Source organism: Clostridium omnivorum, from assembly GCF_026012015.1.
GTDB classification, from domain to species: Bacteria; Bacillota; Clostridia; order Clostridiales; family Clostridiaceae; genus Clostridium_AX; species Clostridium_AX omnivorum.
Genome location: NZ_BRXR01000002.1, coordinates 1 through 23635, shown reverse-complemented (window position 1 = coordinate 23635; position 23635 = coordinate 1). Strand labels below are relative to the sequence as shown.

Here is a 23635-nt window from a genome sequence, read left to right as displayed (position 1 = left end):
GAAGGGTAGAACAACTCTACCCTATGCTATTATGCTGCATTTTTAATTGTCATAGTAACAAGTGAATTTTTATCTACAACTTTTCCATCAACAAGCATTATAGCCTTTGTTATCTGGTCATCTGTATCATTGTCCTCATACTTTTTCATAGTTATATTATAATTTGTATTAAGAACATAGTCTTTAGGATTGAATAAAAATGCTATTATGGTATCAGCAGTAACTGATGTAGCATAGTTTGACATATAGTCATTCAAAACTACTGTTCTACCTAATAATATTCTTTCAGGTTTTCCATTTATACCATAATTAACTCGTGCTATTGGCTGTTTATTACTGTCAACCATGCCAACGAATGTCATAAATGTTTTTTTAGTCATAAACCAAACTGCATCTGATTCATATGCTAGTGGAAGCGCTGCTTCAGCTGCAACTAAATCTGAATACGTTGGTGCTGCTCCTTCTGTAAGATCTACATTCTGACCAGATACAACAGTTTCAGTTAAAATTCCCTTAGGTTGAGTTGTTCCATTACCATTTATAATTGCTTGTTCAAGTGCTTTTGTCATAGCTTCAGCTATATTATTAATTATAGTTGTTTCAAAAACTCCTAAAGTAACAATACTAGTTTCAAATGATACTGATACAGCACATCTTAACTTAAAGTAGTTGAAAGTAATAACTCCTGTAGTCTTTTCCTGTTTATCTGAAGTAGAGCCTTCAGTTGTCCAAGTAGCAACTGGTTTAACTGATGAAGTAGGAATTGATACACCACCTTTATAAGAAGTTTTAGTTACCAAAGGAAGGATCATTCCAGTTGATTCTAGTTTTTCAACAATTTTTTCTAATACTGTGGTAGGAATTACTGAACCAACTTCACTTGTAGTTGTATTTGCATCTACATTTAAAAATTGATTAGGAATTGCTATACCTTTAAGTACATTGTTCATAAATGCTTTTCTGTATTCTATTGAAGCGTACATATCATCATTTGCTGATGAATTTGTTGAATCTAAAACAGTCCCAATTACATTTACACCTTTATTTTCTAGGTTAAGTGCTTTAAATTTATCCTCTAAAGCTGCTTTGTTTGCTATTTCTTTTGCTTGTTCTGTCCATTCATTATCCATAGCTTCAACTTCTTGCATTTTAGCTTGTATTTCTTCTGAAGTTGCTGTATCCATCATTCCTTGAATTTTGTTCATAAGCATTGTTCTTTGTTCCATATAATCTTGTTTGTTTTTAAATTTCATTTTTATATTCCACCTTTCAATTTTAAAAAATATAATTTATTTTGTAATTTTTCTTTACTCAAGTTATTTAATCTTTGATTTTGCATTTTTTCTATAACTTCTTGTGGTATTAATCCACCAAAAGAATTGTTAAGTTGCATATTTCTATTTGAATTTTCAAACATGATGCCATCTATTAGCCCTCTATCTAATGCTTGTTGAGCAGTTAGCCAGGTTTCTTCTGACATCATCTTTAATGCATCTTTCATGCTCATACCACATTTAGCAATATAAGCATTTGCAATAGTTTGGTCTGCTACTTTTAATACTTGTGACATTTTATCCATATCATCACTATTTCCTTGTGTACTGCAGCTTACTTGATGAATCATCATCATTGCTGTAGGTGACATATAGCACTCACAAGCCATTGCTATAACTGAACCAGCTGAGTAAGCACTACCAACTATATTAGCTTTCTTATTTCCTTTGCCATAAGCTCTAATAGCAGTATAAATTTCACTTCCTGCAGAAATATCACCTCCACAAGAATTAATCTCTATTTCTAAATCTTCATTTTCAATTATCGAATCTAATACTTTATTAACTTTTGCTGGCGAAGTAGCTTCGATTCCAAACCAATCATAAATCCATTGCTGAGCACTTGATATAATAGGTCCCTTAATGTTTATTTTTGCCATTACTTATTTTCACCTCCCCCCACAACAGCAGTATCTAATCTTCTTACTGGTTTATCTCCACCTTCAAGCGGTGCTAATCCTCCAAGAAGTTTTCTCCATTCATTAGGAGTTAAAGCTCCTCTATCAACCATTTGCAATAAATTCAATTTAGTTGACATACTAGCATATTGAAGATTACTAGCTTCAAAAATTATTGAATTTCCGAATCCTCTTTCCCTCCTATTAAAAAGTTTTCTAGTATATTCACCGCTTAATTGAAGTGCTAAAGGTTCAATTTCAGCTTCGTAATATGAATTCCATTCATCTTCTGTATATTTTGATTGAACTATTTTTTCATTTGTACCAAAAAATGAATAAAGCCTTAATACAGTCCTATCCATTTGTGCGGCATTAGGAACATAAGGCTTATCTTCTACTTGCTCTAAATCATATTTTGGATCTGTAGCTGCTACACCCTTACCTTTTTCAATACTAAGAAAGTTATCTACAAACTTGCTAACTTCCATATCTCTATCTTCTGGTCTTAATACACTTTTAAATTTCATCAACCATTTTATAATCATTGAGTTTTTAATTGCTTTGACAATACCTTGGTCAGTTGTAATAACTATATCCATAAGTGGTAATAATGTTTCTCTTGGACTTTCACCAAAAATATCATTTTCATTATAATCTTGTCTCAAATGAATTACATCTGCATAAGGAAATGTAACCATCTTTCCATTTCTTAAAGTACATTTTAAAAATAATTCTCCTGATTGATTATAAATAGCTTCAACGCTAACACATGGTATAGGGTATAATTCATTTGCATACCCATTTTCATCACGGTTAATATAAATAAAAGCATTATTATTAAGCTGCAATTGAGTAGTAACTTTTTCCTGAAGCATTTGACCAGTCATAAAAGGATTTGGTTCTTCTAAAAGAAATCTCATATATACATCAGGATTAATTTTTAAACTTGTTGAACTATCAGTATTAATCGTTTCTCTTACATGTTTAGCAACTAGTTTTCCAACTGCCTTAGCTTTTGGTCTTATACATGCTCTTATAATGTCAGATTTATATAAGCTACCATTCCAACTATAAAATCCATTGCCATTACTAGTTATTAATTCAACTCTTGTAGTAGCTGGATTTTTATTGAAGAACTTATTTAATATTCCCAAGTTTTCACCTCCCTTCTAGCTAAATCATATTAAGATAATCTTCTATGTGCCTTTCTAAGCATACATAGGCATCAAGTAAACTTGCGGTTCCATCTATACGTCTTCTTTGATTATTCGTTTTACATGGTTGTATATTAAGATTTTTATCTGTTTCTATAGCAGTATTTGAAAGACACCATTTAAGTACTGGATTATTATTATAATTAATTTTTTTAGCTGCTAAATCTGCTCCCATGTTTTTCATAGGTCCAGAAAGAGTTTTTTTACCTTGTATAACTGCTTCCATACTTTCAGCACCAAAATAAGTTTTCATTTCCTCAACCCAATATTGTGCTGACCATGAATCATAGCCAGTCCATGGTAAATATATACCATACTCATTTTGAATTTCTAAAAACCATTCAGTTACATGCTTATAATGAACTTTATTTCCTTCAACAGTTCTAAGCCATCCTAAGTCTCTCCAAATATCGTAGGGAATTTTATCTTCTCTTACACGCATTTCCAAAAGTACCTCTGGTAAGAAATACATTTGCATTACATAAATTGTATTGTCACCTGGTACCATGAATACAACTGAACTACACGTTAAATCAGTTGTACTTGATAAGTCTGCTCCACCAATTCCATACTTAGGATTTAATATTGATAAATCATAAGTAGCTGGATTATTTAATTCTTCAAAAGTAAGCCATGCTTCGCTAGAAGTTTCTCTGATGTTAAATTCTTTAGTAAGTAAATTCTTTACTAATAAAGGATTAGCTTGAGCCTTTGCAACTTTATCAGCTAATGTTTTTTCATTTTTAATTGTTCCTAGTCCTGGATTAGCTTTTTTCCAACATAAAGGATCTGTCCATTCTTTTCTACTATCAAGTTCATAAATAAAAGCTATAAAGTGTTCATCTTTATAGCCATTATCATCAAAATATCCATTTATAACTCTTTCAGCCTCATCATATTTAATGTCATAAATATCTTCTCTTACTGTTCCTGCAGTAGATGTAATAAAAATAAGTGGCTGTTCTCTTGCTGTTATACCATCAGCAATGATATCATATAAAGCTTTACCATTTTTCCATTGATGAATTTCATCCATTAGAGCTCCATGAACATTTAAACCATCAAGCGTATCACTATCGCTAGCTAGTGGTTTAAATACTCCATCATTAAAATTTTCACTATTTAACTCTGCAACTAATGGTTTTATTCTTTTAAGTAAAGCTGGTGATTTTTTTACCATTCTTTTAGCTTCACCCCATATGATTTTTGCTTGGTCTCTTTTAGTAGCTACTGCATATATTTCAGGTCCCCCTTCACCATCACCAACTTGAAGATATAAACCAATACATGAAGCAATTAAAGACTTACCATTTTTTTTACCAACAATTATCATGGATTCTCTATATTTACGATTACCTTCAATATCAATAAATCCAAATATAGCAGCTCCTATTGCTTTTTCCCATAATTCAAGTTTAACAAGTTTACCAGCCATTTTACCTTTTGAATGTCTACAATAATTTTCACAAAACTCAATAAAATGATTTGCCCTTGTATGACTATAATAATATTCACTCTGATTATTATTTAAATCATAAACTATTTTTTTAAAAGTCTTATAAATCTTTTGACTAACTATTTCTTGTCCACTTTCTATTAGTTGCCAGTATTCAAGAATAGGATTATAGTCTTTAGGATATTTAATCATCTCTACCACCTACGAATTGGTCAAACCCATCATCTTTAATTTTAGCTGCTATTTCTTTTGGCAATAAATCTGTAAGAGATTTCATGGTTGATACAAAGTTTTTAATCATAGTATTATAAATTTCTACTTCTGGAGATTTCTTTACTCCAAATTGGTTTTCACCATTTTGATATTCACATGTTAAACCATTTTTATTTAAGTAATCTTGAAGTTCTCTTAATGTTACAGCCATAAAAGCTGCATTCTCAATTAATGATGTTACTGACTTTTTAATTTTAGAATCCATATCTTTAAATAATCTATTAAGTTTGGTTATCTCTTTTTTAATTTCTTGTTGTTTCGCTATTTCATTGTATCTGCTTTTATCGTTCACCTTTTCCACCTCACTTTATAACTACACCCCCACTCAAAAACTACCTGCGTGTTTTTTGAATGTCCCCACTCGGTCCTTTAGGATTTAAAATAAAACATTTTTATGGGGGGAGTAATCAATTTTCATCTTTAACTATTTGTCCATTACTATCAAATCTTAAACCATTATTAATTGCTTTATCATTATTGCTCATATGTTCTTTGTTGTGACAGCATTGACATAAGTATTCAAGCTTATCCCAATTAAGAGTTACATTTGGATTATTAATATTATCAGGTGTTAATAGTTCTTTATGATGAACAATATAGCCTGGATTACCACATCTATTACATAATCCATGTACTGATTGAATGAATCCGTCTCTACACTCTAACCATGCTTTACTCTTATAGAACTTAACTGCAAATTCTTTAGCCAATATAATCACCTACTTACAATAAATAAAAAGGAAGCCTATATATAAGCTTCCTTAAAACTTTAAACTTTTAAATACTTTATTAGCTATCTTACCTTTTATTTTATTCTTAGCTCTTCTTGTAGCTTTCTTCTTATCTCCTGCAACAAAGTTACCTACCATTTCAACGTCTTTCATAACTTTATTAGCTTTATTTGCTTGCCTTAACATCTTGTTAAATAATCCCATAAAAACCACCTCTAGGATTATTATACCATTTTATTATTTAGCTTACACTTATATCTTACAAGTTTGATATATATTTTGATAATACATTTTTATTATCTTTTTTAAAGTATCATCCAAATAAATTATTTCTTCTGTGGTTAAATCACATAATGCAATTTCATGTTGGTTATCATCTAAGCGATTTAATATTTCATTTAACGTTTCTTTATTATGAGTTATAACACTACTCAAAATATACCACCTTTTTATATAAAATTTTTATGCATAAATGCGTAAAACTTCTGTTTAATGTTCGTGTTTTTTGTTTTGAACGAATCATTTATATATAGAATCACACATTCATTTTTAAAAAGTACTACTAATATATGCATTTAATTTTTTGTACTCGAATAAGTATGTTGCTTAAAATAAAACATTCAAAGCCTAAAAAAATAAAATTACCGGATTAGGTCATTTAGTTTATTACTATATTTATCATATAGTTCTCTATCTAAGCCTAAATATCTACAGGTAATCTTACTGCTGCTCTGTCCTAACATTTCTCTAACAGCTTCTATATCATGTCCACTTTCATTATATATTTTATACGCATATGTTTTTCTCATTGAATGAGCGCTTATATTTGTTAAGCCAAATTCCTTTCCAGCTTCATTAAGTACTGTACTAACTCTGCTTACCTTTATAGGACTGTTATTTCCTTTTCTTGATTGAAATAAATATTCCCAATCCTTTTTATCTTTAATGTACTCTTTTAGTATTTTTCTTAACTTATCAACAATTGGAACTTCTCTAGGTTTAATATTTTCTTTTCTTATATTTCTTGTATTAACTTTTTTCCCTTCAAGAATAATAAAATATCCTTCTTTAAGAGCATCCTTTACATCTCTAACTTTAAGCTTAACTAAATCTCCAGCTCTATAACCTGTAGATATTCCTAATACAAACAAGACATAATCTCTTTTATTTTTATATCTTAAATAATCTTGAATATCTAATACAATATCTTTATCTTTAATTGGCTTTGCAGGCCTTTTCTTTTTCATTATTTCACCTGCCTATATGCTCCATTATGTCTTTTATAACTAGGCGCATCTTCCATCATTCGTTTGAATTCATTAAATTCATCATCTTCTTTTAAGTCCTGAACAGTAGGCAATTCTTTTTTATTTTGGTCTTTCCAGGACTTATATTTTCTGTTTTTATGTTTTGGTCCTCTTTTAGATAAACCACTCATTTTATACACCTACTTTCTTTAAAATAAAAAAGCAGCCGTATTGGCTGCCTTAAAAAAGGGGTAATTATGGGGAATCATTAATATTATTGTATGATACTATTATAAATTAAAAATCATCAAATAGAGTGCCAAAAAACGCTCAAAAAACGCTCATAATTCGCTCATGTAATTTTTAGTATATGAGCTTCCATTTTTTCAAAGGTATAAACGTACCACCGTACTTAAAATAAACGCTTATACGCTAAATATGAAGGGTATTATTCTAAAGTTTTAAAAATAATAAGAGAGTATTTTTGAATACTCTCTTAATCTTTAAATTATTAGCACAATTTTTTATAAAGCTTCATATTATCTTCTATATAACCTAGCTCTGTAAATGTATTTTTTGATACTCTAGCTAAATAACCTTTTTCAGAAACATAATATTTATATGTTTTATTTTCACCTATAAGTTTACATCCGTTCATTATGGTTATTTCTTCAGCTTCTGCACACGCTAAAAAGTCATGATCTAGTGCTTCTTGTTCTGCTACGCTTTCGTTATCAGCTGGAAGAGTTATATATCTTTCCATGCCTAAATCTTTATCCCATAAATGTACAGAGTATAAATTCATAATAACCTCCCATAAAATTATTCGGTAAATGAGCCTTTAGCGAAACTAGTGAAGCTATGCTGTCTTTTCTAAATCAGCTATTTCTTTTTTAATTATTTCACCCAAAATAGGCATTATTCTATTTGCAAACATATTTGCTTGTGGCGAAAATCCTCTAACAATTTCAAATGCTTCCCAAGGTTCACCATAATATTTACATACAACATCATTTTCGTAGCATTGATGTTGTATGCTTTCGCCTGATGTATAATAGTCAAACTCAACTACTTCATCCCATAATTCCCTTGCTTCATCTTTACTTAAATATCCATTCTGCCTATCCTCTATAATCTGCTCTTTCCAAGCTTTTTCTGTTTCTTCGTCATAATAATATTTATCATCTGCTACCTTGCCTAAAAAATATGATTTATCTCTAACTAATTCAAGTATAAAATGCTTAAAGCTCTTTCTACCATGATTAGGCCAGCTATAACTATAACTGCCATAATCAGATTGAGCGTTAAACAGTCCTCCATTTTCATCAATAGTAATTATCGCCCAACCATAACTATTTTTTAATCTTATATCATATCTCTCGCATGTAGATTTTTTAAATTTATACTCTTCCATAATGACTCCTCCTTAATTTATTCTTTGGCACCATAGCGCCACAATATATTCATAGAGCCTATCCTTGAATTGTTCACTATTTACTTTTCTTAATTTTAGTAAATAAATTTAAAAATACTCTTTCGGTATCTGAATCAAAGCTAGAAAGCCACAATAAATATCTTTTATCTTCATCAGACAATTCAATACCTTTGAAGCTTTCAAGAAGCCTTAAATATCTTTGCTTTTGCCAGTCTTCAGCAATCTTAAATTTATATTCAAATGTATTTTCAAACATTTTCTATATCCTCCTAATTCGCATTTTTTTCACATTCACCAACTATCAAATTTTAAAATTCTATCTCAGTTAAAAATTCTTTAGGATCATGCACGGTACCATTACTTTCTTTTCCATATATATTTTTTTAGCTTGTGGAAGAGTGAGCTCAGTTTTTTCTTTTTTATACTTGCTATTAAACCAACTTGTGCTATAAGTTGTCTCATTAAGCTTAAAAAATTCTTCATTCTTCCAATCTTCAAGAACATCAATAACTTTTTCAATATCCTTTAATCTGTTGGCTAAACTTATCATTTCTGAAGAAAAACTTAAAATAAAAGCGTAACCAAATTTTTCATTAAAAGCACTTAATTTATCGAAATCATAATCTAGCTGATATTCTTCATTTTTATCTTTTAAAGCAAATACAGTTAATTTCTTATTCATTATTTTTTATACCCCTTTCATGTTCTTTAATTAAACTATAAAAAGTATTTCTTTTTAATCCTAGCAACTCCATAGCTTTATTGCCCGTTAATTGTCTACTTTTCCACTTAGTATAAATTTCTGTCCAATTTGTTGGAAAACTTATCTTCTTTCGTCCTTTATATTTCCCTTCCTTTTTGGCTAATGCTATACCTTCTCTTTGCCTTTCTAGAATATTTGCTCTTTCAAATTCATATATAGCTCCTAGCATTGTTAACATCAGCCTACCTTGTGGTGTGGAAGTATCAAGATTTTCTTTCACAGATACTAAATTAACACCTTTTTTATTCATGCTATCTACTAGATCAAGTAGGTCTTTCGTGCTTCTTGCCAATCTCGAAAAGTCTAATACATATACTGTATCTCCCTCCCTTGCAAATTCAATCATTTTTTTTAACTCTGCTCTGTTAGTATCTTTGGCGCTTACTTTTTCAATGAACCATTTCTCGATATCATATTTTTGTAAGCCTTCCATTTGTCTAGCTTCGTTCTGTTCTACCGTAGAAACTCTTACATAAGCAATATTCATTTTGTAAACCTCTTTCGTAATTTCTATATCTATATTATACCATTTTGTTTATTTAATATTCAAGAGTTTTTCAAATATTTATTTATAAATTTAAAAACTAATTCTAAACAAATAGGGTATAGTGTAATATTAAAATTTTATCTACACTATACCCTATATAAATAAACTGGAACCAATTAAGGCTCCTATATTAATTTTTAACTTGCACACCATATAATGCTATTTTAATTTTATTAATTGCTCTATCTTTAATTCGCCTGCAGTGGCTTTCAGATATTCCTAGTTCATGAGTGAATTCATATATATGTTTTCCTTCGATATAATAATTAGTTACAATCAAATATTCATCTTTGCTTAATGAGCTTAAAGCTCTATCTATCTTCTTTATTTTACTTTCCATGAATTTCGCTCTATTATTTAGTGACTCAGTATTAATAATTGAATTTTCAACATTGCTGCTAAATTTATTAGTTACTGCAGTTTCTTTTGAAGGATCTGCTGAACCGATAGAAACATTTTTAGATTCTTCGCATTCTAGCTTTAAATTTTCTATTCCAGCTTTTATGCTTTTATAATTATATAGCCAACTATCTAAATTATTTAATTCATCAAACTGCTTTTGGTTTAATTTCAAATACTTTTCCCTCCATCACTTTTTTTATCTGTAGAATCTATGTAAATAATGTCCTGAGGTTTTTGATTTTGTTTTTTATATAAAACAAATGTCATAGTTAAGCTAACACATGCAGTAATGAATAAAATAATATCTAATTTACTCATCTAACTCACTCCTAATCTAATAATGGTACCTGCTCATATCTGCCCCACTTTTTAGAAGTTCCTTGCTTAACATCTTTCTTAGGAAAATTATCTTTTGTTTTCTTATTAAAGTTTGACCTATTATTTATATTTTTGCTTTGGTAGTTACTCATACAATGAAGGGCATACTTCATTTGAATTACTCCTTCCAAATAAATTGATGTATTCTTCATTTGAGATATTAGAATCTTTTTTAACTTTTTCTATAGCTTCTTCTGCTGTATAATTACCTGAAAAATAAACTTCCACTACTTTATTTAAAAACTCATGCTTTTTCATTTAACTACCTCCTAAAATGGCATTTGACCATCATCAACTGGAGTCATTTCATCATATACACTATTATCTATAGAGTTATTTGTACTATTAGTTGACCATTCTAAAAACTGCACATCTTCAGCAACTACTTCTGTAACATATCTTTTACTACCATCTTTTGCATCATATGATCTAGTTTGAATTCTACCACTAACAGCAACTAGCTTTCCCTTTCCAACATAGTTAGCAGTATTTTCTGCTGGTTTACCCCAAATAACAACCGGGATAAAATCAGCTTCTTTTTGTCCATCTTTTGAATATGGTCTTTCTACTGCTAAGGTCATTGTACATACTGGAGTTCCAGTACCTGGTGTATATTTAAGTTCTGGTTGCTTAGTAGGTCTTCCAATTAAAACAACTTTATTCATATTTCCTACCTCCCTGTACTTCCAAATCCATTTGCTCCTCTAGAGCTGCAACTTAATTCTTCTACGATTTCTAAGTTTGCATCATTATCAATTTTATTTATTACTAGTTGAGCAATTCTATCATACTGATTTATTTGATAAGGCTTACCACTTAGATTTATAAGAGTTACTTTTATTTCACCAGTATATCCAAAATCAGCGGTACCATATAAAACTACAATTCCTTTTGAATTTAAACCGCTTCTAGGTCTAACATCACCACTAAATCCTTTAGGAAGTTGTACACATACACCTACTGGAAGAGTATATACTTCTAATGGTTCTAATACCTTGCTTTCTCTAGTTTTTAAATCCCATCCTGCATCTGTTATATGTCCTTTAGTTAATATACAATTTTTATCTATTAATTTAACTTTCATTTAATATCCTCCATCATAATAAAATTTAAAAAAAGCTCACAGAACTGTACTATATATAGTGAATGCGCGGGGGACGCACCTCCTAAAATTTTAATTTTTATTTTTGTTCTGTGAGCAAATAAACTTATTTTAGTTACGCAAAATCTTTGTAAGGCGTCTTACTTAGTCCATTGTTCAGCCATAGCTTTAGCAATGCCTGGAAAAGTTTTACTTCTAAGTTTTGCTCTATCTTCTTTTGGCAATCTAAACGCATCTGCGTACCATGTTGGCATTGACTTACCACTAGCAAATTTTGTTCTAGGCGGAATTTCTACAATGTTTGTGGGTATTAATTCAGGTAATCCCTTAAGCCATAAACATGTTTTCTTTTCAAAAGGATCTCCGAACTGGTAAGGGTTAATTATTTGATTTGGTTTCCTCCATACGCTAGACATTATTCCAACAGGATTTTCTATTACGATTCTTTCACAATCTGCATTTGCAAACTGTATGAAAAAGTTTATTGCTTCTTCTCTGTCCTTAGCTCTTTGTATTGCTTTTTCTCCGTATTTTTCAACATTAAACCATCTATTTCCTGTAACTGTTAAATATGTGCATGGTGGAAAAGCAATAATCATATCCCATTTTTCTTTTAGTAAAGGTGTTACGTCTTGCTTTAAATGCCATTCAGGGTGTCCACCGCTACATTCTATAATGTCGCATGAGTAAGCTTCATGACCTAATTTTCTAAGTTCTATTGATACTGCCTGGCTTTCTTCACAGGCTACTAATATTTTCATTTCCCCATCCTCCACGTCTGGAGGTACGGCCGTACTTTTTATCTAGAATTACTCCGATTTTAATTTTTATTTAAGTCGTCTTATTTTCACATTACGACTATCTCAGCCTTATAAAATTTGTATCATTTCTGTACCTTTGCTTAGCTGTATTTATAAAATATCTGCATATTTGCCTGGTGTTCTTTTTACATCTACATCTTTTCACTTTAATTTCTTTTCTAGTTAAATATCTCTGATGGAAAGTACAATAACATTCGGCCATTACATCACCTCAATTTCACTAGATTTATTTAAATTACAATATCTTTTAAACTTAAGCTTACATTATCTTCTTTTAAATCAATATCCGTTATTTCTTTTGGTGTCCAATCTCCAGAGTATATTCCTTTGAGATTAAGCTCTTCTAAAATTAATGTATCACCGACTTTATAATTATCATTTATTTTTGCTTTGAGCTGCTTGTCTCCTTTCTTAATATCTTTAAAAATCTCTGTTTCAATTCTAAGGTAATGAACGTCATGTAAAATACCTATGATGCTATTCATTCCCTTCAATAAATGTTCCCACCTTACTATTGGATTAATCTTGCATGTCCAGTAAAAAAATCTTTATAAGAAAAACTTTCTCTAATTCCACTTTTCTTTTGAATTACTACAAGCTGCTTTGTAATTGCAATAACCTTCCCTCTAAAGACTTTAACTTCTCTATTATTTCCATGGTCCTTCGGTATTTCTATAGCCACCTTTTGATTCATAGTGAACTGAGGTATTGGCTTTGCATCGTTAGTTCTAACAAACATAACTTTCATAATAAAAACCTCCAATTTTCATTCCATATAAAATAGGAACTTTACGTTTTCTGTGTATTGCTTGGAGTCTACAACATTATGTAATTTTTCAAATTCAGCTGCTCTTCTAGTAACTTCTTCATTATCTTTTCCTGTTATTACTTTGACTTTTCTATGTCCAACATTTAAATCATCAAAATTTTTAATTAATTCTTCAAATTCATTACTCATTTTCTACTGCATCCTTATCCCATCCTAACAACTTTCTCTCTAAACTATCAAAATCATACTCTCTTTGGTCAAAATCGTTAAAAGTACTTGGTTTCCCATTTGAATTATAAGATGTCTTTTTTATCTTTTGATTTAAATAGCTTTCAAATTTGTTACCAAATAAAGTTTCTGGTCGTAAATAAGCTTCAAAGTCTGTACCTTTCCAGTCTTTATACTTTTTATCAATTACAGTCTTAAAATGTTCAAGATTAAATCCTTCATTTACTCTAGCCTTAATTAATTGTCTAGTTTTTTTAGTTTCACTCTTATAACTTGTACAACATTTTTGATTAAGATAATCAATAACAGATACATATATATCTTTTATAGATGAATTATTAATAGATGTATCTTTAATAGATGAATATTTTGTTCCGGTATTTTTACCGTACCCCTCCGGTATTTTTACCGTACCCTCTTCGGTATTTTTACCGTACCCCTCCGGTGTTTTTACCGTACCATCAGTTATTTCTGACGTATCAATTATTAAAGTTTTATAGTTATCACCTACTGCATAAAAAGAAAAGGTACCACCATTTTTTTTAGTTTTATGTTTTAATACATTAATGCTTACTAAATATTTTAGTCTTCTATATATTCTATCTTTGCTGATATTTAATACTGGAAGTTCGTTTTTTAATGATTCATAATTTACCCAATAGTACATATCATCATCCATGTATTCCTTTATCATTGCTCCACTATCTTTAAAATCAATAAAATATCTTAATATTAGAGCATCGTCATTATTCATTCCCATTTCAACAAGTTTTTTTTGACTAAATCCATATATGGTAAATTTCATTTAATCACCCCTTAGCTCTTTACCAGTTTCCTTATCATATCCTAAGTATTTTCTAGCAATTTCATATCCCCATGGACATTTACCTGTTCTATCTTCATATTCCAGTAACCTACACTTTTTAAATAAGTAAATATCTTCAGGATCTAAATTTTGTTTATAAGCTTCTTTTGCTATATTTGAAACTCTTGTATATATCTCTTGCTTTCCTTTTTTACTTTTGCTATTTATAATTAAACCTTTGTTTTTTCTATCTTGATATTCAATTGTTAAACATTCTCTTATTACACAAATATGATATTTATTAAATACTTTTTGAGATTCTGAATTCATGTATTCAACAATTCTTCTAGTAACATCACCTCTCATCAGCATTCTCCACAGGATAAAAAACACTGGCATCAAGATTTAATTTTTTGCATATTATTGATAAATTAGTTTTTCTAGGATAACGTTCTCCCCTTTCATATGATTTATAAGTTCTTAACTTTATGTTGATTTCTTCAGCAAAGCTTTTTTGGGTAAATCCAGCTTTTTCTCGTGCCTTTTTTAGTTTTTCATTAGTCACTAAATCAACTCCTCGACCACTTTTAAATTACTATATTTTAATTATAGACCACTAAAAGTGGTTTTTCAAGTATTAATTGCCTTTTTTAAAAAAATATTTTATTTGTTCGTATCTGTTCGCCTACACAAAAAGTGGTCTATAGAGTAAAATTGTTATAGGGAATAATAGTCTAGGAAGGAAGATATTAATGAATTATAAAATTGGATCTAAATTACGTGAGTTAAGAGAAAAAAATGGGAAATCCCAAGAAGATATAGCTAAATACTTTGGATTTAGTAGTAAAAATTCAATAGGTAAGTGGGAAAGAAATGAAAGTGAACCTAAATATGAACATCTTGTTGAACTGGCTAAACTTTATAATGTAAGTGTTGGTTATTTCTTTGAAGAAAGCATAGAAAATGATAGTATTACGCTTCCAGCAGAGCTACAAGATAAGATACTTGATAAAATATTAGATGATTTAGAATACGAAGATATTCTAAAGTCAGATATAAGCGAAGATACTAAAATCAGATTAAAAAAATCATTGCAAAGATATGCTAATAATTTAGTTAATAAAAAAGAAGACCTATAGTATTAAGCTACAGGTCTTTTTTCTTTTGCTAATTCATTTTTTATAATGTTGTTTATCTCATTAATATTATTTAGTGTTAGAATTTTACCCTTAAATATCTCTTTTATCTCATCTCTAAATTTATCTTCAATACCCACCTTATTTCCTCCTTGTTTATCTTATATATAAATTATATTAATAATAAAATTTTAAAACAAGAAAAAATCAAGTCGAAAAAGTAAGAGAATATTGTCTAACCTACTTGCAAATTTTTACTTCAAAAATTCTTTTAAAGTATATTCTATAAATATCTCATGAAAATACTTTTATCTTTATAAAAGTAAAAAAATAAAGATATTAAGTACATATATTTATTTACTTTATTCCATTTTTTTCAAAATATAAAAGTAAGCAAACCTTTTCAAGTCCACTTACTTTTATAAAAATTAGTTAAAAATTTATGTAGATACTTTTACCATGGTGCTGGATCATCAGTTGAATTTGGAACATATTCAGCTGCTACAGTTTTATGATTATTAGGTTTTACATTATTAATTAATTTAGAACCTACGCCTAAACATACAGCAAGAGCTATAACTACTGCTACTATTTTCTTTTTCATAAAAAATCCTCCCTTGAAATATATTTACATTTCTATTTTACAATATATTTCAAGAATTTCGATTATTTATTTTTTAAAATATTTTCTAAAGCAAAGGCCTTTTCCTTATAATAATTATATTTTTTTAAATCATAAGTTGCATATAAGGTTGTTGCTTTATAAAATATACAAATAAGCTCTATATCTACAATTTTACGATTAATTAAATATTTATCGGCTAATTTCAGTATATTATCTATCTCAGAAGTTACATTGTAATCTATAAAATAATTTGAAACTCTTTTTATAAGTTTTAGTAAAATATAATCATTTTTATAGTTTCTTGCTCTCAATATTGCCTTTTCATAATTTTTTATTACTAAATCAGTACTTTCAGTCTTCCTATATATTGATATTGCATAATAGAATGTTAATATATTTTCTTCTTCATCATTATTTTTTATGTCTAAAGCAATATTAGCATATTCAATTGCTTTAGAATAATCGTTGAGTTTATAATATGAAAAGGCTAAATTTTTATATATTTTAGTTATAGCAGTTATATTATTCACTTTTTTAGCTAATTCTAATGTTTCTAAATATAGCTTTTCAGCTTTATTATATTCTAATAATTCTAAGTAGCAATTAGCCTTTAATATTTTAATATCACAGTATTCTTTATTTTCTAGCATAAAATTTTGTTCTAATTTTTCTAACCAATAAATACATGTTTGTTGTTCTTTTATTGTTTTATATGCTAAAGCCATATTATAATATATTTTTTTTATTATTAGAGCATCTTTTAATTTATTTATCTCGTAAATATAAAGAGCATATTTGGCTAATATAACAATTTCACGTTCTCTATTAGTTCTCCAAAGAATTTTTATCCTTGTCATAAGTACATCAACTAATATCAAATTATTATTTGATATTAAAGCTTCATCATAACATTTTAAAGCATAAATTTCGCTTTTTTCCAACTCATGAAATTGAAAGTAAATATCACTATATAATTTATAAATATTACATTTAAATTCAGGATCAATGAGAGTTTCATATTTACAAATCAGGTCATCAATTTCATCTTTCAAATTAACAAATTCATTATACTTTTGTGTTAACTTAATATTATCCAATTTTTTAATTAATTTTTTTATTACCTTATTAACTTGAACCTTACTATCTTCGAGTAAATCTTCATCAGATACACGTTCAAAATCAATATTGTTTTTAATTACATAATTATTAATATTTGTTGCAATGGCTTTTGCAGTTTTCAAGGATAATTTATTTTTATGTCTTTCTAATTCACTTATTAAATTTCTGGTTACATCTTCACCTGCAATATCAGCTTGAGTTGCTCCTAGAAGTATTCTTAATTTTCTTATTTTTTCTCCAGGTGAAAGTATCTCATCTTCAAATACTTTCATGTTTTCCCTCCTTTATAAGGGATACTAAAATATCTTTTGTATTGATATAAATAACAAAAAATGTTAATATATCTTATGGATACTTTAGTGTCCAGTTTCTTGCTCTGTAGGTGTGTGATTGCTAGTCTTCACCTGCAGAGTTTTTATTTTATTCTAATGTGTAGTATTGCACATTTTTTTATAGGTAGTGATGTTTTACACATCAGATGTTAATTTTATTTCTAAATGTTAATATAACAAAAGTATAAATCTGAGGTGTAACTATGGAATTTAAAAAGTTAATAGGTCTAAAAATTAATTATATACGAAAATCAAATAAACTTAGTCAAGAAGAATTTGTTGAAAAATTAAATATAGATATAAATAGAGGTCAATTATCCCGTTACGAAAGTGGTGAAAATTCTCCTTCGGTTGAATTTATAGCAGTTGTATGTACTACTTTTAAAATTTCACCTTATTGGCTTCTTGACATAGATGATATAAAACTTTCTAATGATGAATACGAATTAATATTAAAATTTAAAGGCCTTCCAACTGAAGCAAAATGCAGTATTAAATTATTAATAGATTTATTAATAGATAAACATTAATTATTAATAACTATAAATTTTGGTTTAATATTTAGTCCAAGAACTAATTTGAAAGCTTCTGATATATCATCTCTATACCTTGTTTCTAAAATTTCTTTAGTAAAATCATTATATACTTCTAATTTTGCATATAACTCATCTACTTCAACATTTTTAATACTTTCTTTAATCCAAGTTTTATATTGAATTTCTGGTAACTTCAATTTTAATATTTTTGAAACTTCATCCCACGAATCCCGAATAGATGGGATTTCTTTTTTATCTGAATAAGTAGTATCTGAATAAGTAGTATCTGAATAAGTAGTATCTGATTTATTAGTTACCCCTTTAAAAGGTGTATCTTTAGTTACCCTCTTTAAAAGGGTATCTTTAGTTACCCCTTTTACAAGTGTAACTTTAGTTACCCCTTTAAAAGGGGTAACGGAGTATTTTATTTTAACTTTACCTGTTGATAATGTTGATAAGTTATTAATATCATTATTACAATCCTTATTTTTCAATGTTTCACCCTTTACAGGTGTAACGGATATATTTGTGGATAAAGCTGTGGATTTTTTTATTTTAGAAGCTTTAACTCTTTTAATTGTATTTGTTCTTACATCATCAACTTTTTCTTTATAGATAGCTTTACTGATATCAACTATAGACTCTAAATATTCTTCTACTTTAGATTCTTTTAATAAATAACAATTACTAGGCTTAAATACTTCTTTATCCTTAGCTTTAATTCTCATTTTATGAATTTCAATAAGATCTGCATCAATTAAAAATTTATTAGCAGTAGTTACTTCATTGTCGGTTAACCTAAGTTCATCCCACCAATCTTCATAATCTTTTTTTACAACATTTCTTAATATACCATTATCATTATATTTATATTTAGTAGCTTTATTTTGTTTTATTGCATTGAAATGCCAATAAAATAATTGTTGAAACATAATACCAGCATTTCTAATAGCGTGTGATTTTACACTTAATATTATTTTATTGTTTTTATCTTTTGTAACCATACCTTTTGGTTTATTAGGTCCATTATCTTTATTTCTAGCTATGTACCACATAAGATCTATAAATATTTTATTCTCAACCATATAATTGTCTTTATCTAATAAGTAAGCATATTTATCTATTGACATAATTTCATCTCCTTGTATATTACTATGGAGACATGGTATAATAATAAAAATGATGATTATATCATAAATCTCCATGATGCAGTTCGGACGGTCGCCAAACAGTCGAACTGCTTTTATTTTTCAAATTGTTTTAGCCATTTTTTTACTTCATCAGCATCAAACATAATTTTTCTCTTAATTTGAATATAAGGCATGCCATCCTTTCTATATCTATATAAAGTCGTTCTTGATATGTTAAATACTTTGCATATATCTTCTGCACTTAATAAATCTTTCATTTAAATCACCTCATATACATAATAAAACATAATGAAACATTAAGCAATATTAAATAGAAAAATATTAATAAAAACATTAATTTATATTTCGACACATTTTTTATAAAACCTTCCTTTAATTTCAATCTAGCTTTATTATATACGAAAATATGTTCGCATGCAAGCAAACAAAAAGGAAGCCAAAGCTTCCTAAATTATTATTTTTTTATTGGCACAACAGTAATATATTCATCACAGCATTGTGCTTCAAAAGTTTTTATTAACTGTATAATTTTTTTGTAATTGTCTACACTAATATGTGAAGACTTAAGCTTGCTATAAATTTCATGTGCATCATTTTTATAGTGAGTATATTTATAGTCATTAATGTAACTGTCTAAAGATTCATTAATGATTTTCTTAATGTAAAGGATCTGTTCATGATTCAAGTTTCCGGCTTGAATAGCATCATGGAATAGGTCCTTTGCTGTTATATAATATGGTTCCAACTCCTTTCTTAATAGAATGTCTTCCAGCTCTATGCGTTGCTTAAGTTTCTTTTGCTGCAGTGCTTCATATTCTTTCTTTTTAAAGTTATCGTAGGCTTTTTCTTTAGCTAATTGGTGCAGCAAATAAAAGCTTAGAATTTTAAATGAGACTAAAGCTGCAGCTCCTGATACAACGTATAGTGTTAGTTTTGTTAAAAAACTTTCCATTTGTACATCATCCTTTCTTGATATAGTTTCATTATTTTTTATCATGTGTTCCTGGACAATAGCTTGTGTTTTGATGTATATAAATAAAAAATAATGACCATTTCAAGGACTATTTCTATTCACAAAACTATTCCCTTTTCCATTCCCTACTAATTTTGCTATGGGAATTATTACATATATAAAAGCATTAAAATCTCTAGAATTTAAAAAGTCGATTAGTAATGAGAAATAAACAATAAGTAATAAAAAATAAATATATATGTATTAACTAGAGAATGCTAAGCACTCCCTAGTACCTTACTTTCAAAATTAGTTAGCTCAAATGGCAAGTAGACAACCTCGAAATTCTCGCTCTCATATTTGAGACAAGCTTCAAAACTCATAACCACTATTATCGGAAAAGTACCATAACATTTTTCTTTTAACTCTCCATCCCTATACAACTTTTCATAAAGTTGAAACTTCCCCATGCTAGTAGTATGAGTGAGATCTACTTCCAAAAGAATAAAATATAAACTTCCTTCATATTCAAACTTAAAAAAGCTATCTGGAACTATAACACCTTTTAAATATTTAGGATTCTTTATAAACTCAATATTGATGCAGCCATATTCTATTAGAATTGAATAAAAGTCAAAAATATATAAATCATGAGCACTAACTTTTCTGTCTGTATAATATACTTTTTCACTTGTAATTGGATTCTTATAGCTTTTTATTAGTTCTACATTCTCTAACTGCTTTAACCTCTTTTTTGCTACGTCATAACCGTACTGGCTTTTATAAAAGTGTCTTTGAGCTTGCTTAATAGTTATGGCGTGATATTGCTCTAAATAAATCATAATTTGTTTATCTGTTTTGCTCAGCATCTTTATACACCTCGCTTAATTTAATAACACCACTCTTTCTATCTTTATTCTTTCTGGGTGCTTCTAGCTGTCCTATTGGCTTTAAAACTTCTTCCTTGATGTAAGTTACCTCTGGTATTGTATCTTTAATCTGAGCCCATTCCTGAGCATTTGGAATATGCCAACCACCATGCATTACAGGTTTATCTTTTATATCAGATTTTTTATAATTTGGAATTATAATTTCTGGAACATATTTGTTAAGTAGTTTAAAATCTTCATCAATTGTTGGTGCTTTAAATTTTATATATCCATCATTACTGGAAGCAATAAACTCTTGTGCTTCAAGATATGCAGCATCAGCTATATCTATAGCATTTCTGCTATCAAGTTCACTTCTCTGTTTTGCTGTGATTACTGTCATTTGAGCTTTTAGTTCTGAAGGAAGATTTGCTATTGTAGTTCTCTGAGTAAGTGTTATTAAATGTATTCCAGCACTTCTACCTGCCTTAACAATGCTAGTGAAGTGCTCAAAGCATTGACTTTCTTCACTCATAAAGAATGATATTTCCTCAGCTCCTATGATTATTCTTTTCATCTTTTTATTAGGAAAATGTTTATTCCATTGAGAGATGTTTTTAATTCCTACACTCGAAAATTGTTTTGACCTTTTATGAATTAAATCGCTTAGTTTCTTAAGCATAACTGCTATATCATTGAGGTTATCTGAAGTGTACCTAACGGATGGGCAGTTCTTGAAGATGTCTATTTCTCCTTTCATTACCTGAAATAAATATACATCTACATCTTTTGAATTGTTATATATGAGATTAGTTAAAATCGAAGCAAATAAGAAGCTTTTTCCTGTTCCCGTTTTGCCTGCCAAGAGTATATGAGCTTCCTTATTTAGATCCAATTTATAAGCTGAACCATCAAATTTATAACCTAGAAACAACTCATTATTTCGTGTTTCTACTGGTGCATACTCAAATTCTAAAACTTTATTAACTAACTTAACAGTTATATACTCTTTAAATCTTCCCTTATCTATTTCTAGGATGCAATTCAGATTATCTTCTAAGACTCTCTTTGCTTTTTCTAAAGTTTCATATTGGAGTCCATCTGGTATATTAACGGTGCATATATGACCATAATCTTTAGTATAAATACTAGTTATTTTGAAAGTCTCGTTGCTTATGTTTCTAATGCCTTCGATTCTACAGTTTTGAAGTGATTCATCCCATTTTTCTTTTATAACTCTCTCAGGTGCTTTTTTTAGCCAATCATAGGTGAGTTTGATTGCAGCAGCAGCTGCTAACTCAACTATCATTTTTTAACTCCTTTCTTTTTACCTAGAACTATAGAAACGCCCCAGGCTATAAACATTAAATAAATTATAGCTCCTGCAACAGGACCTAAATAAAATATTCCACCTAATTCTGTACATTTTTTGATTATGAATTTTAATACTAATTTATCCAATGAAAACATAAAAACACCCCTTTTATATTAAAAATTGAGACAAAAAAGCTTACAATTATCTTATTGTAAGCTTTAGTAAATTACATACGTTTAAATATATCATTCATAGAATTAAGTAAATTTTGCTCTACTTCATCTTTTATGGTTTCTTCCACTGGCGTTGTGTTTGATTGATTTGTAACAGCTAATTGATTTTCCTTTAATATTTCAAGAACTATTTTCTTTATTCTTTCATCATCAGATACTTTGTTAAGAATTATAGATTCTAAAGCATCACTTTCGCTTTTATAACCTTTTAGTTCTTTAATTCTTATTACTTCTTTAATTGCATCTTCTGATAAACTATATGATTTTACTTTTTTCATAATTCTACTTTAAGTTTTGAGCAATAAAGAAAAGTCCTTTAGCTGTTATTAATTGTGGCATATCAACCTTTTCAAACTTTTCAGGTATATTTTTAAACTTTTCACATGTGCCGCCAGCTATAAATATTTTCATATCTCTATAATTTATCCATGTCATTTCAATTTCTTGATTAATTCTCTCTAACAAATTTTTATAACCAATTTCTTTTAATGCATTATAATTAGAATCATTGTCAATTTCATTTAATGTTTTAGTTATTCCTTGGTTTGATAAGGATTTTTGAATTATATCTAGTACAGTTCTATTTCCAACCTCTTTAGTATCACTAAGTTTATCATTAAATTTCATTCCAATATCAAAATATGAAAGTTCTGAAGTTCTAAAACCTACAGTAACCATACCAACTCTCATACTTTGAAGTTTAATTCTATCTTTATGTGTATTTACTGCATGAAAAAGAGCTGCATCTGATTCTCTAAAAATACCCACTTTAGATATATTAACTTTTTTAGTAATATTTTTTATTTTATCTTCAATAGTTATAGTTTTACCTTGATATTTTTTTGAAATACTTTCAGCAGTAGTTTTATTAAAGCTTTTATTTGGAACCCCAATACATAATTGAACATTTTCAGCAACTGCTAATTTATTCAGTAAAGCATAAAGAAGTTTTTCAGCAACATCAGTTGTTTTATCATCAGAATAATTGTTTATAGGATTAAAGCTTTCCTTTTCAGCTAATTCACCAACGAAAAATTCTTCAGTATCAATAGCTAAGTGCATTGGTTCAGAATATTTACTATAGTCTATCTCTCTTCCATCACCTACGATTGATTGAAATAAGCAATCACTAGCTATGCCATTATATTCTGTATAGCCTTTAACATAGCCTCGGCCTAAGTCAACTCCAATAAATTGTTTTTCCATAAGAATACCCCCTAAAATATTAATAAGTTGTTATTAACT

General features: G+C 28.5%; 41 protein-coding genes. 2 read left to right on the top strand and 39 right to left on the bottom strand.

Annotated elements, in window-relative coordinates:
* Nucleotides 1-29 precede the first annotated feature (29 nt).
* From bsdE14_RS22255 to bsdE14_RS22120, 28 genes are all read right to left on the bottom strand, one after another.
* On the bottom strand, nt 30-1253 hold the full coding sequence (locus bsdE14_RS22255; protein WP_264852377.1) for a phage major capsid protein: 1224 nt from the start codon (nt 1251-1253) through the stop codon (nt 30-32).
* Nucleotides 1254-1255: 2 nt separating this feature from the next.
* Nucleotides 1256-1933 (bottom strand): head maturation protease, ClpP-related, encoded by a 678-nt coding sequence (locus tag bsdE14_RS22250; RefSeq protein ID WP_264852376.1) that lies wholly within the window; start codon nt 1931-1933, stop codon nt 1256-1258.
* Complete coding sequence (locus bsdE14_RS22245) at nt 1933-3105, bottom strand: phage portal protein (protein WP_264852374.1); 1173 nt, start codon at nt 3103-3105, stop codon at nt 1933-1935. The genes bsdE14_RS22250 and bsdE14_RS22245 overlap by 1 nt, the downstream gene beginning before the upstream one ends.
* A 19-nt stretch (nt 3106-3124) precedes the next feature.
* The gene (locus bsdE14_RS22240; protein WP_264852373.1) at nt 3125-4813 is read right to left on the bottom strand and encodes a terminase large subunit; all 1689 of its coding nucleotides are present in this window, start codon (nt 4811-4813) and stop codon (nt 3125-3127) included.
* Entirely contained in the window at nt 4806-5186 is a 381-nt protein-coding gene (locus bsdE14_RS22235; protein WP_264852372.1) for a hypothetical protein, read from the bottom strand. Before bsdE14_RS22235 ends, bsdE14_RS22240 begins: the two co-directional genes overlap by 8 nt.
* 115 nt (nt 5187-5301) lie before the next feature.
* On the bottom strand, nt 5302-5604 hold the full coding sequence (locus bsdE14_RS22230; protein WP_264852371.1) for an HNH endonuclease: 303 nt from the start codon (nt 5602-5604) through the stop codon (nt 5302-5304).
* A 51-nt stretch (nt 5605-5655) separates the two neighbouring features.
* Nucleotides 5656-5829, bottom strand: a complete 174-nt coding sequence (locus bsdE14_RS22225; protein ID WP_264852370.1) for a hypothetical protein — start codon at nt 5827-5829, stop codon at nt 5656-5658.
* Nucleotides 5830-5877: 48 nt separating this feature from the next.
* The gene (locus bsdE14_RS22220; protein WP_264852369.1) at nt 5878-6060 is read right to left on the bottom strand and encodes a hypothetical protein; all 183 of its coding nucleotides are present in this window, start codon (nt 6058-6060) and stop codon (nt 5878-5880) included.
* A gap of 206 nt (nt 6061-6266) precedes the next feature.
* Nucleotides 6267-6872 (bottom strand): tyrosine-type recombinase/integrase, encoded by a 606-nt coding sequence (locus bsdE14_RS22215; RefSeq protein WP_264852368.1) that lies wholly within the window; start codon nt 6870-6872, stop codon nt 6267-6269.
* Nucleotides 6872-7063, bottom strand: a complete 192-nt coding sequence (locus tag bsdE14_RS22210) for a hypothetical protein (protein WP_264852367.1) — start codon at nt 7061-7063, stop codon at nt 6872-6874. The genes bsdE14_RS22215 and bsdE14_RS22210 overlap by 1 nt, the downstream gene beginning before the upstream one ends.
* Nucleotides 7064-7383: 320 nt before the next feature.
* On the bottom strand, nt 7384-7677 hold the full coding sequence (locus tag bsdE14_RS22205) for a hypothetical protein (protein ID WP_264852366.1): 294 nt from the start codon (nt 7675-7677) through the stop codon (nt 7384-7386).
* 54 nt (nt 7678-7731) lie between these two features.
* Complete coding sequence (locus bsdE14_RS22200; RefSeq protein WP_264852365.1) at nt 7732-8286, bottom strand: phiTE_072 family protein; 555 nt, start codon at nt 8284-8286, stop codon at nt 7732-7734.
* 76 nt (nt 8287-8362) lie between these two features.
* Nucleotides 8363-8563 (bottom strand): hypothetical protein, encoded by a 201-nt coding sequence (locus bsdE14_RS22195; RefSeq protein WP_264852364.1) that lies wholly within the window; start codon nt 8561-8563, stop codon nt 8363-8365.
* Nucleotides 8564-8632: 69 nt separating this feature from the next.
* On the bottom strand, nt 8633-8989 hold the full coding sequence (locus bsdE14_RS22190) for a hypothetical protein (protein ID WP_264852363.1): 357 nt from the start codon (nt 8987-8989) through the stop codon (nt 8633-8635).
* Nucleotides 8982-9557, bottom strand: a complete 576-nt coding sequence (locus bsdE14_RS22185; protein WP_264852361.1) for a recombinase family protein — start codon at nt 9555-9557, stop codon at nt 8982-8984. The genes bsdE14_RS22190 and bsdE14_RS22185 overlap by 8 nt, the downstream gene beginning before the upstream one ends.
* A 190-nt stretch (nt 9558-9747) precedes the next feature.
* Nucleotides 9748-10191: a DUF722 domain-containing protein gene (locus bsdE14_RS22420; RefSeq protein ID WP_264852360.1), complete on the bottom strand. Its 444-nt coding sequence runs from the start codon at nt 10189-10191 to the stop codon at nt 9748-9750.
* On the bottom strand, nt 10188-10337 hold the full coding sequence (locus tag bsdE14_RS22175) for a hypothetical protein (protein WP_264852359.1): 150 nt from the start codon (nt 10335-10337) through the stop codon (nt 10188-10190). The genes bsdE14_RS22420 and bsdE14_RS22175 overlap by 4 nt, the downstream gene beginning before the upstream one ends.
* 11 nt (nt 10338-10348) lie before the next feature.
* A complete protein-coding gene (locus tag bsdE14_RS22170; protein ID WP_264852358.1) occupies nt 10349-10489 on the bottom strand; it encodes a hypothetical protein in 141 nt (46 codons plus the stop codon).
* Complete coding sequence (locus tag bsdE14_RS22165; protein ID WP_264852357.1) at nt 10482-10655, bottom strand: hypothetical protein; 174 nt, start codon at nt 10653-10655, stop codon at nt 10482-10484. Before bsdE14_RS22165 ends, bsdE14_RS22170 begins: the two co-directional genes overlap by 8 nt.
* Before the next feature lie 11 nt (nt 10656-10666).
* The gene (locus tag bsdE14_RS22160; protein ID WP_264852356.1) at nt 10667-11062 is read right to left on the bottom strand and encodes a single-stranded DNA-binding protein; all 396 of its coding nucleotides are present in this window, start codon (nt 11060-11062) and stop codon (nt 10667-10669) included.
* 5 nt (nt 11063-11067) lie between these two features.
* On the bottom strand, nt 11068-11481 hold the full coding sequence (gene dut / locus bsdE14_RS22155) for a dUTP diphosphatase (protein ID WP_264852355.1): 414 nt from the start codon (nt 11479-11481) through the stop codon (nt 11068-11070).
* A 158-nt stretch (nt 11482-11639) separates the two neighbouring features.
* Nucleotides 11640-12260, bottom strand: a complete 621-nt coding sequence (locus bsdE14_RS22150; protein WP_264852354.1) for a hypothetical protein — start codon at nt 12258-12260, stop codon at nt 11640-11642.
* Nucleotides 12261-12550: 290 nt separating this feature from the next.
* Nucleotides 12551-12805, bottom strand: coding sequence for a DUF3850 domain-containing protein (locus bsdE14_RS22145; protein WP_264852394.1), 255 nt, complete (start codon nt 12803-12805; stop codon nt 12551-12553).
* Nucleotides 12806-12831: 26 nt separating this feature from the next.
* Nucleotides 12832-13068 (bottom strand): hypothetical protein, encoded by a 237-nt coding sequence (locus tag bsdE14_RS22140; protein ID WP_264852353.1) that lies wholly within the window; start codon nt 13066-13068, stop codon nt 12832-12834.
* Between the two features lie 18 nt (nt 13069-13086).
* Complete coding sequence (locus tag bsdE14_RS22135; RefSeq protein ID WP_264852352.1) at nt 13087-13278, bottom strand: hypothetical protein; 192 nt, start codon at nt 13276-13278, stop codon at nt 13087-13089.
* A complete protein-coding gene (locus bsdE14_RS22130; protein ID WP_264852351.1) occupies nt 13271-14122 on the bottom strand; it encodes a conserved phage C-terminal domain-containing protein in 852 nt (283 codons plus the stop codon). The genes bsdE14_RS22135 and bsdE14_RS22130 overlap by 8 nt, the downstream gene beginning before the upstream one ends.
* Nucleotides 14123-14488 carry a hypothetical protein gene (locus bsdE14_RS22125; protein ID WP_264852350.1) on the bottom strand — a complete coding sequence of 122 codons (366 nt, stop codon included), beginning with the start codon at nt 14486-14488 and terminating at the stop codon, nt 14123-14125.
* Entirely contained in the window at nt 14478-14687 is a 210-nt protein-coding gene (locus bsdE14_RS22120; RefSeq protein WP_264852349.1) for a helix-turn-helix domain-containing protein, read from the bottom strand. The genes bsdE14_RS22125 and bsdE14_RS22120 overlap by 11 nt, the downstream gene beginning before the upstream one ends.
* A 187-nt stretch (nt 14688-14874) precedes the next feature.
* Here bsdE14_RS22120 and bsdE14_RS22115 point away from each other — a divergent pair, with 187 nt between their 5' ends.
* The gene (locus bsdE14_RS22115) at nt 14875-15261 is read left to right on the top strand and encodes a helix-turn-helix domain-containing protein (RefSeq protein WP_264852347.1); all 387 of its coding nucleotides are present in this window, start codon (nt 14875-14877) and stop codon (nt 15259-15261) included.
* 2 nt (nt 15262-15263) lie between these two features.
* Here the strand turns inward: bsdE14_RS22115 and bsdE14_RS22110 are convergent, their stop codons facing one another.
* From bsdE14_RS22110 to bsdE14_RS22100, 3 genes are all read right to left on the bottom strand, one after another.
* Complete coding sequence (locus tag bsdE14_RS22110; protein ID WP_264852346.1) at nt 15264-15398, bottom strand: hypothetical protein; 135 nt, start codon at nt 15396-15398, stop codon at nt 15264-15266.
* 314 nt (nt 15399-15712) lie between these two features.
* Nucleotides 15713-15862, bottom strand: a complete 150-nt coding sequence (locus tag bsdE14_RS22105; RefSeq protein ID WP_264852345.1) for a hypothetical protein — start codon at nt 15860-15862, stop codon at nt 15713-15715.
* Nucleotides 15863-15924: 62 nt separating this feature from the next.
* On the bottom strand, nt 15925-17274 hold the full coding sequence (locus tag bsdE14_RS22100; RefSeq protein ID WP_264852344.1) for a helix-turn-helix domain-containing protein: 1350 nt from the start codon (nt 17272-17274) through the stop codon (nt 15925-15927).
* A 263-nt stretch (nt 17275-17537) separates the two neighbouring features.
* On the opposite strand from bsdE14_RS22100, the gene bsdE14_RS22095 reads away from it, so the two are divergent.
* Complete coding sequence (locus bsdE14_RS22095; RefSeq protein WP_264852343.1) at nt 17538-17864, top strand: helix-turn-helix domain-containing protein; 327 nt, start codon at nt 17538-17540, stop codon at nt 17862-17864.
* Here the strand turns inward: bsdE14_RS22095 and bsdE14_RS22090 are convergent.
* The 8 genes from bsdE14_RS22090 to bsdE14_RS22055 all read right to left on the bottom strand — a co-directional run bounded on the left by bsdE14_RS22090 (nt 17861) and on the right by bsdE14_RS22055 (nt 23596).
* A complete protein-coding gene (locus bsdE14_RS22090) occupies nt 17861-19000 on the bottom strand; it encodes a DnaA N-terminal domain-containing protein (protein ID WP_264852342.1) in 1140 nt (379 codons plus the stop codon). The two genes, bsdE14_RS22095 and bsdE14_RS22090, sit on opposite strands and share 4 nt — an antisense overlap.
* A 113-nt stretch (nt 19001-19113) precedes the next feature.
* A complete protein-coding gene (locus tag bsdE14_RS22085; protein WP_264852340.1) occupies nt 19114-19278 on the bottom strand; it encodes a helix-turn-helix domain-containing protein in 165 nt (54 codons plus the stop codon).
* Nucleotides 19279-19475: 197 nt separating this feature from the next.
* Entirely contained in the window at nt 19476-20018 is a 543-nt protein-coding gene (locus bsdE14_RS22080; protein ID WP_264852339.1) for a Vir family protein, read from the bottom strand.
* 233 nt (nt 20019-20251) lie between these two features.
* Nucleotides 20252-20842 (bottom strand): replication-relaxation family protein, encoded by a 591-nt coding sequence (locus tag bsdE14_RS22075; protein WP_264852338.1) that lies wholly within the window; start codon nt 20840-20842, stop codon nt 20252-20254.
* Nucleotides 20823-22151 carry an FtsK/SpoIIIE domain-containing protein gene (locus tag bsdE14_RS22070; RefSeq protein WP_264852337.1) on the bottom strand — a complete coding sequence of 443 codons (1329 nt, stop codon included), beginning with the start codon at nt 22149-22151 and terminating at the stop codon, nt 20823-20825. The genes bsdE14_RS22075 and bsdE14_RS22070 overlap by 20 nt, the downstream gene beginning before the upstream one ends.
* Nucleotides 22148-22312: a hypothetical protein gene (locus bsdE14_RS22065; protein ID WP_264852336.1), complete on the bottom strand. Its 165-nt coding sequence runs from the start codon at nt 22310-22312 to the stop codon at nt 22148-22150. Before bsdE14_RS22065 ends, bsdE14_RS22070 begins: the two co-directional genes overlap by 4 nt.
* Nucleotides 22313-22383: 71 nt before the next feature.
* A complete protein-coding gene (locus bsdE14_RS22060) occupies nt 22384-22668 on the bottom strand; it encodes a hypothetical protein (RefSeq protein ID WP_264852335.1) in 285 nt (94 codons plus the stop codon).
* Nucleotides 22669-22672: 4 nt separating this feature from the next.
* Nucleotides 22673-23596, bottom strand: a complete 924-nt coding sequence (locus bsdE14_RS22055; protein WP_264852334.1) for a ParM/StbA family protein — start codon at nt 23594-23596, stop codon at nt 22673-22675.
* Nucleotides 23597-23635 lie beyond the last annotated feature (39 nt).